Raw genomic sequence first — 14,996 nt, 5'->3', positions numbered from 1 at the left:
AAACACATAATTAGTGAAAAGAATCATATAGTTTTAAAAGAAAGGGAGGGAGAACAAGTGAATTCACCTTCTATTGTTATAAATATTTTTCTTTTTAAAATTAATTCCTTTGAAAATGCGTCAGCGGTTAATATTGGGGAAAATTATTTGTCCGAATGGCACAATTCTGATAAAAAAAATCAAGGCTTCGGGCAGCACTCAGGAGATGATTCGCGCTTCTTTGGAAATGAATATGTAGTTGACGATCGTGATGCCGTTGACTCACCATTAACACAGTCTTCCTATGGAAGGTTACCATCGCTTATTGACGGCGTCTAAAAGAGGAGTGAGGCTATGTTATTTGCACCAATGGTTATTAACATGCTTGGCTTTAAAGTGAACATTATGGACCGATCTGCCACGCTGAGCTTTGGACCGATTCAACAGCTTGATTTATTTAGTTCCAATAAGATCAACCAAGGTTTTGGGGAAGAAAACGGTGATTTAGCCGTTGTGAACTTGCCAATTGTTTGGTTAGGAGATCAAGACGTCATCGATTCACCATCCGTCAAAAATAGTGTGCTATAAGGGATAACGAAACAGCCGTTTTATTCAACGGCTGTTTTTCTAAGTCTATTAAATAGGACTGTGAATTTCTCGGGCTGGTGTTAAATACGTTAGAGATACAATCTTTGAGAGCAGGGAAAGGCGAGGAGATGTCGTACTGATTCGTATTATTTTTTGTATACAGCCTCGAGACTCATTGACCACGTTATGTTTTGATTCAATGGTCGTGTATAAAGAAGCCGCTGTCGCTGCCATCAACGAAAGAAAGAGCCCCATGTTTCTTGGGCTCCCTCACTTTAAAAATGAATTTTTCCATAACCGATCAGTACGATGACAACAATTAAAATAATAACGAGTAAAAACATCGCCGGCATACCTTGGCCTTTACGTTTACGTGCAATCATCATTTCCATAATTCCAATAAGTACGATTGCTAGCACTGCTTTTAAAATATAGATGCCTGGAAATTGAAGCTGATACAATAAGTAACCACCTGTTACGATCATAACGAGATAAAACAAGCGTTGTAGCATGAGCGTAACGTTTTGGCGTGTGAAATAAGAGATGACAAACAATAGTGCGAGTACAACCCATGAACCTTCATGGGTATGCAAAAAGGCATTAAACAATCCCAATCCCTCCAATCTTTTTCAAAAATGTACATATATTCATAGTAGCGATAACGCTACGTAAACACAAGAGCTTATAGCATTTTATACATCATGACATCATCCACATAGTGACCGTTGATGTAAAATTCTTGCGGAAGCACGCCTTGGGTGAGAAAACCATATTTCTTATAAAAGGAGAGCGCTCGTGCATTCGTTGCCATTACGCGTAGCGAGAGCTTCTTTTTACCGAGCCTGCGCATCCACACTTCCCCTTCCATCATGAGTGCTTGCGCAATGCCTGCACCGTGATAGTCCGGATGAACGGCAATGGCGAGCTCTGCTACATGCGCATTTGCGGGTAGCGGTATAGGGGAGCGATAGCTAAAATAACCGGCGATCACATCATCGCACAGGGCGAGCAGTTCGCTACCAGGTGGCGATTTTTCCAAATAGTTCTCTGTAGATTCATAGTTGTTTAGAATCGGTGCATTGTCGTTGTTCCATACGAGGCGATTGAGCGCGATTAGAGCGGCGGCATCGTGTCGTTCTGAGAGGCGAAACGTTACTTTCATGTTCGGTCAAATCTCCTTTTCTTATACGTTCTTTTTCATTTTGCGTTGTACATACCAGTTTACGAGTGTGTTTACAAACCCTGTTTTGTGACTGCTTTGACCATCACCGCTAAGCGCATCACTGTTCGTAAGGTCGATTTCTTCGGCGTCTAATTGATAGGAAGCTGCGAATAAGCTAGCCACCTGCTTTTTTACAAGGCCACGTAATGGGATATGAGAAATCATACCATAGGTAGCAGCTTGTCCTGTCGTTCCTCGTGACGGGTCAGCCCGCACGATAGCGACGGCTTCGCGAAGATCTTGTACGTATTGATCAATGACGGCATCGTGTGAGGCGGTCACCATTGCGTGGAGCGCATCGGGACGCTGTAGACGATCGACGAGCCAGCCTTTCTCTTCCATTACGTCACCAACAGCAAAGATATTAAGAGTAGGAGAAGTAGAACGAAAGGATAGGAGACTTGCTTTTGGATCGCCAATTAGCTCTAATCCTTCGATACCGGCAATGCCTGTCTTTAACCCCTTCACCGCATGTAGCGTTCGCTCGGCAAGCTTCATGTAGCCATCGCGCCCATTCGCTTGAATACTTGCCCACGCAGCGGCATACGCTCCGCCTGGTCGCGTGCCCAGTAGTGCAGGGGAGGCAAACACACCACCTGGCCAATCTTGCTGCACGAAAATTTGGTGCTTAAAATAGTCCATGGAGCGATATAAAATACACGAAGCCCCTTTAGCAGCAAAGCCGTATTTATGAATATCCGCTGACATCGACGTGACGCCTGGTACGCGGAAGTCCCATAGTGGTAAATCAACGCCGTGCGCTTCAAGAAACGGTAAAATATAACCGCCAACACACGCATCCACATGAAATGGAAGGTGATGCTTTTGCGCGAGCGCTCCTAACTGTTCAATTGGATCAATTAAGCCATGCGGATATTCTGGCGCCCCACCAACGATTAATACGGTGTTGCGGGTGATCAGCTTTTCTACAGCGGCAACATCGACTGTATAATCAGCGGAAAGGGCAGCGCGTTTAATTTTCACGCCAAAATATTCTCCCCCTTTATCCCAAGCGACGTGTGCTGTGACCGGTAAAATCATCTCAGGCTTCTTAATGCCTTTTGCTCGTCCCCAATCGCGGTACGTTTTCACCGCAAGAAGGCAACTTTCCGTTCCGCCTGACGTCATGACCCCACAGTTTTTTTCATTGCCATGTAGCAGCTCGGCTGTATAAGTGAGAACGTCTTTTTCCAAGCGTTTTAAGCTTTTAAAGGCAGTGGGGTTTAAGCCATTTGCGGAAAAATACTGTCCGTATGCATCACCAAGAAAATCTGTATACTCTTGATCTAAATAATAGACGAGACTCCACGTTTTTCCTTCTTTATAGTGAGGATCATCACTTGCAAAGGTCGCGAGTTCTTGCAGGATTTCCTCATAAGGTCGACCTTTTTCCGGTAAAATGCTGCGCATACTGTGTTCCTCCTTATGTGTTTAAAAAATTGTTTGATATAAAAGAGCGAGAGCAATGCCTAAGTAATTGCCAATCGCATAGCCAATAATGCCCGTCACAAGACCTGTAATTAAGACGGCCTTATTTTTCAGACCACTAACAACACCAGGAACAAATGGCGGTGAACAAATCGCTGATACCGACGTAATAATCATCGTATCGCTATCGATATGAAAGAGCTTACATAAGAGCGCATGAATGAGCATACTGCCGAATATGGACACGACGACGTACGATAAAATGACGCCATTCAGCTGCTCTAATACGCGTAAATCGGTCATCGTTGCCACGGTAAAGCAAAATAAATAAATTATATACATCCCGAGATGAAACGTATATTTTACTTGGCGAAGCGGCGTAATAAAAGAACCAATAATACCGAATGACGTAATGAGTAAAATCGTGACCTCGGTAACATGATCTTCTGGAATGAACCGTGTCACTCCCCACGAGATGGCAAGAATGAAACCCGCAATAAACAATACAGCTAACAGCTTGAATGCATGTTTGCCGTGCAATAATTTTTTGTACGTTGCCACTGATTCATCGCTAATATCGCTAGCGTTTTCACTATAAGCAGCTTGCGAATCGGCACTAAAAGGGCGAAGGCGAAACATTTTTTGAAAAAAGAAGCGTGCAACCGTCGACATAAACAAAATATAGAGCAGGGAGAACACCGTATCATACGTATTAAATAAAATATACGTATTGTTATCGACGTGTAGCGCGGCCTTCATCGCCGCAAGATTCGGGGTACCGCCAGTATAGACGGCGGCTGCCATTCCCGAAAGCTTCCAACTATCGGCATAGTGAGTATGCGTTGCAAGCTGCAGAATGAAGGTCGTCACCGCAATCGCTATGACGGCAAGCAACATGCTAAAAAGGCCAGTATCCGCACGCTTCAGCCACTTTTTCACGTCGAGTGAAAAAAGCAACATCGGTAAAGCGAGCGCGACACTGACGTCTTGAATGGTTGCTTGTATGTCTCCAAAGCCTGATGGTAAAAGGCCGCTATTACCGACAGCCACACCGACTAAATAACAAATAATTGCGATGCCTAGGCGCTGTAATACGGGAAAAGTTGAGCAAAGATAAATAATGAGTGCGGGAAATAAAAGAAATGCAATGAATGTGAGTAGAGAGGAAATCATGAGAGAACGCTCCTGCCGTAAAGTAGTAGATGTCTTTAACTAATACGCTACAATAGGGCGTGATTCCTTTAAGAAGTATTTGGTATACTAGAGCAATAGAAATGGAGTGAGCACTATGAATATATTGTGGGATTTTGATGGGACGTTAATGAATACGTATCCGGCATATACAGACATTATGGCTCGGGTGCTCGGAAAAGAAGCGCAGCGTGACGACATTCAAAAGCAGTTGAAGGTCTCTTTTCCACATGCGATGACGTATTTTCAAGTAACAGCCGAACAAGAACGAGAAATCCGCTCGCTTTGTGATCAGATTTCACCTGCTGATGTTAGACCGTTTGCTGGCGTAGAGAAAGTCCTTGCTTTTGCCGATCAGAACGTCATTATGACACATAAAAATCGCCAAGCGGTGCTTGATATTTTACGCTATCATCACTTAGAGCATTATTTTGCCGACATGGTGACCGGTGATGACGGCTATCCACGCAAACCGCATAGCGCATCGTATGCGTATTTACACAACAAACATCACATCGACCTTGCGATTGGTGATCGTGAGCTTGATTTGTTGCCAGCGAACAATCTTGGCATTGCGACGTGTAGCTTTCAGCGAAATTGTTCCATAGCTACGTATGAGATTTCCGATTATGAGGATTTTTTTCAATTGGAGATCGTTAAAAAAGGAGAAGCTCTTTAAGTGGAACAGGTCCTCTTTTGGAGGAGAAAATTGCATTTAGCAACACAAAAAAACATACAAATAGCAAGCAAATTCGCATAGTAAATAGCAAAGCAAAAGACCACAAAATTGTGGTCTTTTAATTTATTGTGGTGATAAAAACTCAACTATAACGTCCTTGAATTTATCAGCTTCTTCGTAATGGGGAGTGTGCCCGCTATATTCAAATACATAGGTCTCACCATTGATAGCATCCTTCTTAAAAACTTCAATGTGTTTTTCACAAGTAGCAGCATCATATTTTCCAATCGCTAACAACATAGGGTTAGTTACCTCTTTAATTTTAGGAAGTAATGAGTCGAAAATTTTCCCTTCTTCCCTAAGAAGATTAAAGTGTATTTCCGACCTATCATAGAATTCTTCCCATTCTTCTTCGGAGTGAAAAGAGTAGTAATCAGTAGGATTGCTGTGATTGTGTCTATAAATCTCCATTCTATTTTCTCCTAGTTCATCACTTAACTCCATATACTTTTCTGTTAATTCACGAATTGGCAAATTACTTTCCGCAAGGGTTAAGCCTTTATCGTGCAATTCAGGTTTACCGTGTTTTTTTAATAACTTTGCAGTTTTTCTAATTAGACTTCTAGAAGTTAGTTCGAAATCAAAAGTCGGACCTTCAAAAATGACTTTGTCAATAGAGTTAGGATATTTTGAAACGTATAAAAGTGAAAGAAATCCACCAAAAGAATGCCCAATAACTGACCATTTTTCAATATTAAAGTGATTTCTTAATGCTTCGCAATCTTCGATTAAATCATTTAATCCAAATTCTTCGTTATCACGGATAATTTCTGAACGACATACACCTCTTTGATCAATAGCAATCAATCTGATATGTTCTCCTAATTTTTTTGATTGATGGTACGAAAAATCGTGACAGCTTTCCCCTGGACCACCGTGAAGATAAAGAACAGGAGGTTTATCATTCTGACCATAACATTCTACATAGAGTTTTTTACCTCTAATCTCGATTAATTCTCCACTCATATTGTTATTCCCCTTATTCTTTTATTTCTAATTATTAACAATTATATAATATATTCCTTATAAATGTAAGAAAGAAGGGGTTTTCCTGGACCTTAAATAAATGATGTCCTCTAATTCATACGTCTTATTTGTTAATCCAATTCTTTGAGCTGTAGCTGGTGTCAGCTCTTTCTCACCTGCCTTCACGGTCATATAGAAGTTGTAAGATGGTTAGAGCGTACTGGGCGTATTTTGGATTGAAATTGGCATAGATATAACTTTTACCTTCGCCTCTTGCTGTTACAAGGGGACGTTCTAAGATGTTTAGCCTTCGTCTGATTACTTGGATAAACGCATCAGATGATTGATCGTTCACTTGAATTAACAGCTTCGCTAATTCCTTCTCCGAAAGTCCACTCACGTCCGTTTTGCAATCAACGGTATAGTATCCTTTATCGATGGCAGCGATGGGATGTTCTAATGGATTGTCTGCATCTTTGATATATTACAGGTTTTGTAATCGTTTGATAGAAAGCGTGTGTTTTTAATTGTTCCTCCAGATATCGTGTTGCTATTCGGAAGTAAGATCTTGTTTGAAGGTCTTGACTTCAGCCCACCATTTGAGGTTGATTCTCGCATCTTTATACTCCTCATAAGTCTGTTGTTTCAATTTCGTTTTGTCGGTCTTACATAAAAATGATGTGCGTCATACATTTTAAATTCGTTAGAGAATGTACAATATAGAGCGGACATTATAGAGGCATCCTCATCAGTGATAAACCGCCATTCCTTCGCTTGAATCATCTCTTTGATCAACCAGTAATGGGCGATATGGACATAGTGACAGAAAGCGAACGACTTGTTTTTAAACGGATGAATCGCGATGATTTTGCTGAAGTAGCAAACATACTTCAGGACCCAGAAGTCATGTACGCATGGGAACAAGATTTCATGGATGAAGATGTGTATGCGTGGATTGAGCGGCGCAATGCCCGCTATCATACGTTTGGTTACGATTATTTTCTTGCTTGTGATCGATTTTCTGGTGAAGTCATCGGTCAAATCGGACTTTTAGATGAATGTATAGATGAGCAGCATGTGGCAGGAATTGGCTATATTCTAAAAAAGAGTATTGGCACCAAGGATACGCCGTAGAGGGAGCGAGCGCCATGCTTGACTATGCCTTTAACACGCTTGGATTGAACAAGGTGGTTGCTACGATTCGCCCTGAAAATAAAGCGTCATGTAAGGTAGCTGAGCGATTGGGAATGACGATTGAAAGCGAGTTTGTAAAGGTGCACGATGATAAAGTCATGCCGCATTTCGTTTATAGCATTCAGCGGGCGAATTTTAATGAGAATGGAAGGGCAAGGTGAGGCAGGGAGAGCTCACCTTGTTTTTTAAAAAGGGAACTTTTTACCCTGCTAACTAAACGACTTTTCGCCAGTTAAATCATACTTGCTGAGGTTAGGAGTCCTGGCTTATGCATACAACTTAATCAAGGATGAACAACGGTATCATCTATGAGATTGATGATATGGCAGCGTTCGTAAATTTCAACACAGTAGAAAAGATAGATACTTGTCATAAGATAGTGTAAACTGTGAAGACAAGCAACGTTTGTATTCTTTTTTTGCCCTCTTCTTCGTATATATTCGATAGGGTGTGGAGCATAGAGTTGCTTACTATTGTGAAAGCTAGACACACCAACTCTACTTTTAAGGTGGTGTGTAATCGTGAAAAGGAGGAATAAAAAGATGATGAAGACTTCTCCTATCGTACAAACGAGACATATAGCTAGACGATTAAAACGTGAAGCATTTATGCAGCGGAAAAATAAAGAGTATTCAGGGTCAATTGACATTGCTGAGTTATTAAAAGGCAAGGACCTACCCTATATTAATTCTAAAGGAACCGTTGTCATTGATTACTCGAACGAAAATCATAAACAGATCGCTAAGGAGTGGTTGGAAGATTGATCCAAATTGGCGAACTGTATAGTGTATACTTTCCATATCCTCCTGGTGAGGTTGATGAACAAGGGCGGGTCGGTAAGAAACGACCTGCCCTTGTTATTGCCGTGGATGCTGAAAAAGTAATTGCGGTAGCAGTAAAAATTACGAGCAAAGAACGTAACCGATCCTATTCTGATCGTGTAAAAATTGAAGATTGGAGACAAACAGGTCTACGAAGAGAGTCGTGGGCGGTTGTTAGTTCTCTGCTGCCATTGGAGCTCGATCCAGACTTGAATACAGAACTACACAAGATTGGAAACCTAACAAATCGTGATTTTCAAAGAGTTTATAGAGTATTTACTCAATGGCACCGTCTGTGAAAAGCAGTATAATAGTACTGTATTTCTAATTCAGTAATCCGTTTTTATCAAAGCTGTTGACGATATCAAACAACTAATTATAACAAGTAGGCACATTTGGACATGCTTTAGCATGTCCTTTTTGATGCGTTTGGCAAGGATGCAATCTAAAATTTTAGGACTAACGCGTAACGTTACGTTTCTTCTAAATTAAAATCACCGATTCACCGATTGGGTGATACGGTGGTGTGGGCTCGTAAGCAAAATACTTACCCCGCCAACCAAATAAGAACAATAAGAATAACTTGCATCACTGTTCGTGGAAGGAGCTTTGGTGATTCTTTCCCAGCAAACGGCAAGCGTTTTTGCGCCGCACGAATATTGGCGGGAAACATAAGAATAAGTAGAGCGATCAGATAGATAGAGGCTAGTTTTGAAGTGGCTGGTATTAGCAAAGCAACGGCCCCGATGATCTCTAGTATACCAGTTAGTGTGACTAGAAAAGCAGGATTCGGTAGCATGCGAGGGACCATGCGGATCATATCTTGTCTCACCTTACCCCAATGGCCAGCTGCTCCTACAAGCATAATAAGAGCGATGACGACTTGCAGTGGTGTGTGCCAATTGTTGAAATGATCGACACCAAGCCAGCCGATGCTACGTGCTATTAAAAATGTACCGATGAGAGTTACTAGTATTTTCATTTTTTTCTCCTCCGTTCTCTTGTTCACCATCCCCGCTCGTAGCAGACTGTAAACACGTTACTAGTATAAGGAGAAGGCACTTCTTTGACAATAGTTCGTGCACCTGTCATACTATTACCTAACGAACGTTAGTTAGGGGGTCGGAGATGGGCGCACAACAAATTAAAGAAGCGGCGTTACATTATTTTGCAAAAGAAGGCTATGACGGGGCCTCATTAGCGGCGATTGCAAAGGAAGCGGGGATGAAAGCTCCCTCTATTTATGCACATTTTAAAAGCAAAGATGAACTTTTTTTAGCCGTCATGGAAGAGGTTGCTTCCCAAGAGCAAGAAAAGGTGCGCGCTTATTTTGTTGCAAGTGGCGCGATGAGGTTACAAGAGAAGTTGTATGACTTTTTCTTACAACAAATTAAACAGTATGAAGAAAATGAAGCGATGCGTTTTTGGTTGCGCATATCTTTTTTTCCGCCAAGTCATTTGCAGGCGCCTATTCTCGAACGCTTGTATCGTAATTTAGATGAGATGGAAGCGGTGATACAAGAAGAATTCAATCGTAGTAAGCTTGATGGAATTGATGAGCAGAAAGCCGCGAAAGCATACATTGCGGTGCTAGATTCGATTCTCGTCGAGCTGTTATATGGAGGTAAAAAACGCGTGCAAGAGCGTTTAGAGGCATCGTGGTATATGTTTGCACGCGGTGTGTTTTTATAAAAAGGTGAGGTTTGATGACAAAATATTGGATTTATACGTTAATAGCCGGATTATTAGAAATTGTTTGGGTGAGTGGATTTAAGTATGCCCATGACTTTTGGACGTGGGCAGGCACGGCGCTTACGTTACTTCTCAGCTTTTTCTTAATCATGGAATGTTTAAAAAAATTACCAGTCGGCACACTTTACGCCGTGTTTACAGGCATAGGGACAGCAGGAACGGTTGTGACGGAAATGGTGTTCTTCCATGAACCTGTACGGATTGGTAAACTGATCCTCATTGCAATTTTACTTGCAGGCGTTCTCGGTCTTAAAGCATTAAGCGGAGAAAAGCAAGGAGGCGAGGCGTAATGGGTTGGTTGTTCGTATTATTAGCAGGTTCCTGTGAAGTCATCGGTGTGATCGGCTTAAATAAAGTGAGTCAAAAGAAAAATATTAAAAACTTTCTACTAATGGAAGCAGGGTTTCTCTCTAGCTTCGCGCTTCTATCATTAGCGATGCAAACATTATCAATGGGAACAGCCTATGCCGTATGGACGGGAATTGGGACGGTTGGTAGCATTGTAATGGGCATGTTGTTTTTCGGAGAATCGCGCGACCGTAAGCGCCTCTTTTTTATTTCACTCGTCGTGTTTGCAACGATTGGGTTGAAGGTGATTTCATAGTTAAAATCCGCCACTCACACACGTGATGAGGGGCGGATTTTTTTAGTTCCACGTTACCATTATAGGTAGTGAGGCGAGATTTTGGCCGTCGGGTGCGATATGCTCTTGAACGTTGTATGCAGGCAGTGGCTGTATGTGGGTGACATGGCGCAGAAAGGTCTCTAAGGCAAGGGTAGCTTCGAGTCTGGCTAATGGAGCACCGAGACAAAAATGCGGTCCTTTGCCGAATGTTAAGTGCTTATTGCTATTACTACGCGTTAAATCAAAAACATGCGGAGACGGAAAAACCAAGGGATCATGATTGGCAGCGGAGATCCATAACAAAATAATATCTCCTTTTTTCATCGGAGTTCCAAAAATGGTTGTATCTTCTGTTACTTCGCGATCGAGCGTGATTGGAAAGCGAAATCGCAGTGTTTCTTCAATGGCTTGGCTGCACAAGGATGGTTTGCAGCGCAACGTTTCATACGAACTGGGCGCATCATAAAGCAAGCAATAAAAGAGATTAGTAATAAGATTAGTTGTCGTTTCATTGCCTGCTGCAAGCAAACTAATGCTAAATTGGGCGATTTCTTCATCCGTAAGCGTGTCGCCTTCATAGGCTACCGTCGTTAAGTCTGAAATGATATCTTGCGTCGGCTGCTGGCGTTTTGCTTTGATGAGCGGTAGAAGGTATTGTTCAAATTGCGCCATGACGGCAAGTTTTTCCTTCTGTTGTTGTTCTTTCTGATAGGAGACATTCGGTAAAAAGAGCGCATCGGACCATTTTTTTATGGTTTGTGTATCTTCTCTTGGCGCACCAAGTAAGTCACTAATAATCGTGATAGGCAGTGGAATCGCAAAGTCTTGCACCAGATCGATTTCAGCTTTCGTATGCATCGCTGAAATTAATTGGTCAACGATGCGTTGAATGCGAGGTCGCCAGTCTGAGAGGCTATGTGGAGAGAAGGCACGCGAGACGAGATGGCGTACGTCGCGATGAAGGGGCGGATCGACCGTGTTCATGCTCACGCGACTGTCTTTTTTAATAACAGGAATGACACTACGCTTTCGTCGATTAGAGAACAGCGTATATTCTTTTAGCGCATATTGCACATCTTCATAGCGAAAAATGCTCCATACGTCTTGCTGCTCATCATAATAGACGCGCTGCTTGTTCAACATAGATTCATACCAATCGTAAGGATTCCAACGCTTCTCTGGTGTGTTTAGTTTTGAGACATCATGTAAAGAAATCGTATCTCGTACAGCAACCATAACCTAAGCACCTCACCTTATTTGTGATACTAGAAGCGTACGCTAAGTTGGGCAGAAGCACATCGAGATTTTTTCCTAAAAAATAGAAATAGATTTTAGCAGGTTTGGACTATTGCTATTTTGCCACTGTAACTACGGGAACACGAAAAGAAAGATTACACTTTGCTTTTTTTTTCAGGAATCTCTATAATATAAATTGGTAATAACAGTCCTATGGGGCTGTTTTTTTCTGAACACTACAGCAATCCATTAGAACAGTGAATCAGGTGAAAACAATGATGAAACGTGCTCGATTAATATACAATCCAACTTCAGGTAGGGAAGCGATTAAAAAGAAGCTTCCGTACATTCTTGAACGATTAGAAATGGCGGGTTATGAAACTTCAACGCATGCGACGACGCCGGCAGAGGGCTGTGCCACGCAAGCAGCTCGTCAAGCGGCCGAACGCAACTTCGATTTAATTATCGCAGCTGGCGGAGACGGAACGATCTATGAAGTAATTAACGGTCTTGCTGAATTAGAAGATCGCCCGATGCTCGGTATTATTCCAGCAGGTACGACGAATGACTTTGCGCGCGCTGTTGGTGTGCCACGTACGATTGAAGGGGCGTGCGATGTCCTTTGTGAAGGCACGGACATGCCTGTTGATATCGGAAAAGTAAACGATCGCTACTTTATAAATATTGCCGGTGGCGGCCGTATTACGGAATTAACGTATGAAGTGCCTAGTCGCTTAAAGACAATGATTGGTCAGCTTGCGTATTTCTTAAAAGGCATTGAAATGTTGCCATCCATTCGTCCGACGTATGTGGAAATTGAATATGACGGCAAGCTTTTTCAAGGCGAAATCATGCTATTTCTTGTCGCGAATACGAATTCCATTGGCGGTTTTGAAAAGCTAGCGCCGACGTCCGAATTTAATGATGGTATGTTTGATTTAATTATTTTAAAGAAAGCGAACTTAGCCGAGTTTGTTCGCTTAGCAACATTGGCGCTTCGCGGCGAACATATTCATGATGACCACATCATTTACGCGAAAGCTAATCGTATTAAAGTACGACCAACGAATAAGATGCAGCTTAATTTAGATGGTGAATACGGCGGTCTCTTGCCGGGCGAATTTGTGAACCTTCGCCATCATTTCCAACTGCTCGTGCCGCGCGATCGTGTGGAGACGAGTGAACTAGACAACGAAGATGGGACTCTTTAAGAGCCCGTCTTTTCTTTTAAATCGCTAAATAAAGGAAGATGACGCATGACAAAGGCGAACGCGCCTGTTTCAAAAAATGATGAACTACAGGTAACGATTACAGATTTAACGCACGACGGAGCGGGCGTTGCAAAAGTAGATGGCTTTCCTATTTTTATCCCCAATGCACTTGTAAATGAAGAGGTAGAAATTAAAGTCGTTGCTGTGAAAAAAGGCTACGGCTTCGGTCGCCTGCTTAGCATTACGAAAGCAAGTGAGCATCGCACCGAACCACCATGTCCGATTTACAAATGGTGTGGCGGCTGCCAATTGCAGCATCTTTCCTATGAAGGACAGCTACAATTTAAACGAAAACAAGTGCAAGACGTATTACAGCGCATCGGTAAGCTAGAGGACGTTCCCGTGCTAGAAACGCTCGGCATGAACGACGAACCGTGGCGCTATCGCAACAAAGCCCAAGTACCAGTTGGAGCACGAGACGGTCGCCTTATTACTGGTTTTTATCAAAAACGAAGCCATGAAATCGTCGAAATGGATTCCTGCATTATTACCGGCAAACAAGACGATGAGGCCATTCAAATCGTTAAAGAAATTCTAAATAACTACAACATCACACCATACGATGAAAAAACCCATAAAGGCACGATTCGTCACATTATCGCTCGCTACGGCAAAACGACCGAAGAACTGATGATTGTCCTCGTTACAAAAGGAAAAGAACTGCCGCATGCTAAAAAGATCATCGCTGACTTACAAGCAGCGCTACCAAAGCTAAAATCAATCGTTCAAAACATTAACAGCAAAAAAACAAACGTTATATTTGGCGACGAAACAAACGTCCTTTGGGGCAATGAATACATTTATGACAACATTGGCGACATTCGCTTTGCGATTTCAGCACGGTCTTTTTATCAAATCAATCCCGATCAAACAAAAGTTCTGTACGAAAAAGCACTACAATACGCCAAGCTTACGGGAAGTGAAACGGTCATTGACGCTTATTGCGGCATCGGAACAATATCCCTTTTCCTCGCCCAACAAGCCAAACAAGTATACGGCGTCGAAATCGTCCCAGAAGCCATCGAAGACGCGCGTCGCAACGCCGAACTAAACAACATCACCAACGCACAATTTGCCGTCGGCGCATCCGAAGACATCTTACCACAATGGAAAAAACAAGGCATCACCCCAGACGTCATCGTCGTCGATCCACCACGCAAAGGCTGCGACGACGCCCTACTACAAACCATCATCGAGATGAAACCACAACGCGTCGTATACGTCAGCTGCAACCCAGCCACCCTCGCCCGCGATTTACGCGTATTAGAAGATGGTGGATTTAAGACAGTGGAAGTGCAGCCAGTGGATATGTTTCCGCAGACCACGCATGTGGAGTGTGTGGCGGAGATTATTTTGAGAGAAGGCAACTGACCCTGTGGGGGAAGTTGTCTTTTAGTCTTTTATTTATTCTGGAAAGTATTTATAAAGGTATAGTGAATTTCAATATTGCCGTCTATGCTAACGGTTATATTTTCCACCAAGAAATGCAGTAAATTAGAATTAAGGTTTTTAAGTATCTAGTTCTTTAAGCTTTTTGTCTGTTAGCTCTCAATATTCAATTAAATCTTGTTTGGTTATGACTTGCTCGGTATATAGATATAGATTAAGGTATTCAAGCTTCTTTAAGCGTAAATCTTGAATTTGATTATCCACATTAGAATTAGACATTTTCTTTCCACAAGTTAATGCTAATCGAGATATATTAATAAGAGTACAATCTGAAGAGTTCTGGGAAGAAGCAAATATATTTGAATTAGAAGAATTACGTGAAGCTATTCGTGAACTTGTGAAGTTTTTAGAAAAGTAAAAGCAAAAAAATTACTATACCAACTTTAGTGATATGTTCACTCTTATCAATAAAGATGAAGAGGCTTTCTACGGTTCTAGTGATTTGCAGAATTACCGTAAAAAAGTGAGTCGCTACTTAAAAGATCATCAAGATCAAACGGCTATTTATAAATTGAGGCACAATAAATCTTTAACT

17 protein-coding genes and 1 pseudogene are annotated in these 14,996 nt (G+C 42.0%); 11 read left to right on the top strand and 7 right to left on the bottom strand.

Annotation, left to right across the window (positions count from 1 at the left end):
• Positions 1-57 precede the first annotated feature (57 nt).
• Complete coding sequence (locus A374_RS17065; protein WP_007203490.1) at positions 58-318, top strand: hypothetical protein; 261 nt, start codon at positions 58-60, stop codon at positions 316-318.
• A gap of 15 nt (positions 319-333) precedes the next feature.
• Positions 334-567 carry a hypothetical protein gene (locus tag A374_RS17060; RefSeq protein WP_007203489.1) on the top strand — a complete coding sequence of 78 codons (234 nt, stop codon included), beginning with the start codon at positions 334-336 and terminating at the stop codon, positions 565-567.
• A 275-nt stretch (positions 568-842) separates the two neighbouring features.
• On the opposite strand, the gene A374_RS17055 is transcribed toward A374_RS17060, so the two are convergent.
• The 4 genes from A374_RS17055 to A374_RS17040 all read right to left on the bottom strand — a co-directional run bounded on the left by A374_RS17055 (position 843) and on the right by A374_RS17040 (position 4,390).
• Complete coding sequence (locus A374_RS17055; RefSeq protein ID WP_007203488.1) at positions 843-1,175, bottom strand: YisL family protein; 333 nt, start codon at positions 1,173-1,175, stop codon at positions 843-845.
• A 74-nt stretch (positions 1,176-1,249) separates the two neighbouring features.
• Positions 1,250-1,729: a GNAT family N-acetyltransferase gene (locus tag A374_RS17050; RefSeq protein ID WP_007203487.1), complete on the bottom strand. Its 480-nt coding sequence runs from the start codon at positions 1,727-1,729 to the stop codon at positions 1,250-1,252.
• A gap of 21 nt (positions 1,730-1,750) precedes the next feature.
• Positions 1,751-3,199: a pyridoxal phosphate-dependent decarboxylase family protein gene (locus A374_RS17045; RefSeq protein WP_007203486.1), complete on the bottom strand. Its 1,449-nt coding sequence runs from the start codon at positions 3,197-3,199 to the stop codon at positions 1,751-1,753.
• A 21-nt stretch (positions 3,200-3,220) separates the two neighbouring features.
• Entirely contained in the window at positions 3,221-4,390 is a 1,170-nt protein-coding gene (locus A374_RS17040) for a DUF819 family protein (protein ID WP_007203485.1), read from the bottom strand.
• Between the two features lie 115 nt (positions 4,391-4,505).
• Between A374_RS17040 and A374_RS17035 the strand changes: the two genes are divergently transcribed.
• The gene (locus A374_RS17035; RefSeq protein WP_007203484.1) at positions 4,506-5,087 is read left to right on the top strand and encodes an HAD hydrolase-like protein; all 582 of its coding nucleotides are present in this window, start codon (positions 4,506-4,508) and stop codon (positions 5,085-5,087) included.
• A 123-nt stretch (positions 5,088-5,210) separates the two neighbouring features.
• Here A374_RS17035 and A374_RS17030 read toward each other — a convergent pair whose 3' ends face one another.
• Entirely contained in the window at positions 5,211-6,113 is a 903-nt protein-coding gene (locus tag A374_RS17030; protein ID WP_007203483.1) for an alpha/beta fold hydrolase, read from the bottom strand.
• A gap of 801 nt (positions 6,114-6,914) precedes the next feature.
• Between A374_RS17030 and A374_RS21505 the strand changes: the two are divergent.
• From A374_RS21505 to A374_RS17015, 3 genes and pseudogenes are all read left to right on the top strand, one after another.
• Positions 6,915-7,468 (top strand): annotated as a pseudogene (locus A374_RS21505) (GNAT family N-acetyltransferase).
• Between the two features lie 381 nt (positions 7,469-7,849).
• Positions 7,850-8,071, top strand: coding sequence for a hypothetical protein (locus A374_RS17020; protein WP_007203482.1), 222 nt, complete (start codon positions 7,850-7,852; stop codon positions 8,069-8,071).
• Entirely contained in the window at positions 8,068-8,427 is a 360-nt protein-coding gene (locus tag A374_RS17015; RefSeq protein ID WP_007203481.1) for a type II toxin-antitoxin system PemK/MazF family toxin, read from the top strand. The genes A374_RS17020 and A374_RS17015 overlap by 4 nt, the downstream gene beginning before the upstream one ends.
• Positions 8,428-8,675: 248 nt before the next feature.
• Here the strand turns inward: A374_RS17015 and A374_RS17010 are convergent, their stop codons facing one another.
• Positions 8,676-9,110 carry a DoxX family protein gene (locus tag A374_RS17010; protein ID WP_007203480.1) on the bottom strand — a complete coding sequence of 145 codons (435 nt, stop codon included), beginning with the start codon at positions 9,108-9,110 and terminating at the stop codon, positions 8,676-8,678.
• 146 nt (positions 9,111-9,256) lie between these two features.
• Between A374_RS17010 and A374_RS17005 the strand changes: the two genes are divergently transcribed.
• The 3 genes from A374_RS17005 to A374_RS16995 are packed head-to-tail and all read left to right on the top strand — an operon-like array spanning position 9,257 to position 10,484.
• Complete coding sequence (locus A374_RS17005) at positions 9,257-9,820, top strand: TetR/AcrR family transcriptional regulator (RefSeq protein ID WP_007203479.1); 564 nt, start codon at positions 9,257-9,259, stop codon at positions 9,818-9,820.
• A 14-nt stretch (positions 9,821-9,834) separates the two neighbouring features.
• On the top strand, positions 9,835-10,170 hold the full coding sequence (locus tag A374_RS17000; protein WP_007203478.1) for a DMT family transporter: 336 nt from the start codon (positions 9,835-9,837) through the stop codon (positions 10,168-10,170).
• A complete protein-coding gene (locus tag A374_RS16995; protein ID WP_007203477.1) occupies positions 10,170-10,484 on the top strand; it encodes a DMT family transporter in 315 nt (104 codons plus the stop codon). The genes A374_RS17000 and A374_RS16995 overlap by 1 nt, the downstream gene beginning before the upstream one ends.
• Before the next feature lie 42 nt (positions 10,485-10,526).
• Here the strand turns inward: A374_RS16995 and A374_RS16990 are convergent, their stop codons facing one another.
• On the bottom strand, positions 10,527-11,741 hold the full coding sequence (locus A374_RS16990) for a cytochrome P450 (RefSeq protein WP_007203476.1): 1,215 nt from the start codon (positions 11,739-11,741) through the stop codon (positions 10,527-10,529).
• Positions 11,742-12,019: 278 nt separating this feature from the next.
• Here A374_RS16990 and A374_RS16985 point away from each other — a divergent pair, with 278 nt between their 5' ends.
• On the top strand, positions 12,020-12,952 hold the full coding sequence (locus A374_RS16985; RefSeq protein WP_007203475.1) for a diacylglycerol kinase: 933 nt from the start codon (positions 12,020-12,022) through the stop codon (positions 12,950-12,952).
• Between the two features lie 45 nt (positions 12,953-12,997).
• Entirely contained in the window at positions 12,998-14,383 is a 1,386-nt protein-coding gene (rlmD, locus tag A374_RS16980; protein ID WP_007203474.1) for a 23S rRNA (uracil(1939)-C(5))-methyltransferase RlmD, read from the top strand.
• Positions 14,384-14,996: the final 613 nt, after the last annotated feature.

The organism is Fictibacillus macauensis ZFHKF-1, from assembly GCF_000269865.1.
Taxonomy (GTDB): domain Bacteria; phylum Bacillota; class Bacilli; order Bacillales; family Fictibacillaceae; genus Fictibacillus_C; species Fictibacillus_C macauensis.
The sequence above is the reverse complement of the archived record's forward strand: the minus strand, read 5'-3'. Positions and strand labels throughout refer to the sequence as shown.

Coding starts and splice junctions, on each gene's coding strand:
- A374_RS16995 (WP_007203477.1), top strand. CDS start 10,170: ATGGGTTGGTTGTTCGTATTATTAGCAGGTTCCTGTGAAGTCATCGGT.
- A374_RS17000 (WP_007203478.1), top strand. CDS start 9,835: ATGACAAAATATTGGATTTATACGTTAATAGCCGGATTATTAGAAATT.
- A374_RS17045 (WP_007203486.1), bottom strand. CDS start 3,199: ATGCGCAGCATTTTACCGGAAAAAGGTCGACCTTATGAGGAAATCCTG.
- A374_RS17035 (WP_007203484.1), top strand. CDS start 4,506: ATGAATATATTGTGGGATTTTGATGGGACGTTAATGAATACGTATCCG.
- A374_RS17030 (WP_007203483.1), bottom strand. CDS start 6,113: ATGAGTGGAGAATTAATCGAGATTAGAGGTAAAAAACTCTATGTAGAA.
- A374_RS17050 (WP_007203487.1), bottom strand. CDS start 1,729: ATGAAAGTAACGTTTCGCCTCTCAGAACGACACGATGCCGCCGCTCTA.
- A374_RS17020 (WP_007203482.1), top strand. CDS start 7,850: ATGATGAAGACTTCTCCTATCGTACAAACGAGACATATAGCTAGACGA.
- A374_RS17005 (WP_007203479.1), top strand. CDS start 9,257: ATGGGCGCACAACAAATTAAAGAAGCGGCGTTACATTATTTTGCAAAA.
- A374_RS16990 (WP_007203476.1), bottom strand. CDS start 11,741: ATGGTTGCTGTACGAGATACGATTTCTTTACATGATGTCTCAAAACTA.
- rlmD (WP_007203474.1), top strand. CDS start 12,998: ATGACAAAGGCGAACGCGCCTGTTTCAAAAAATGATGAACTACAGGTA.
- A374_RS17040 (WP_007203485.1), bottom strand. CDS start 4,390: ATGATTTCCTCTCTACTCACATTCATTGCATTTCTTTTATTTCCCGCA.
- A374_RS17010 (WP_007203480.1), bottom strand. CDS start 9,110: ATGAAAATACTAGTAACTCTCATCGGTACATTTTTAATAGCACGTAGC.
- A374_RS17060 (WP_007203489.1), top strand. CDS start 334: ATGTTATTTGCACCAATGGTTATTAACATGCTTGGCTTTAAAGTGAAC.
- A374_RS16985 (WP_007203475.1), top strand. CDS start 12,020: ATGAAACGTGCTCGATTAATATACAATCCAACTTCAGGTAGGGAAGCG.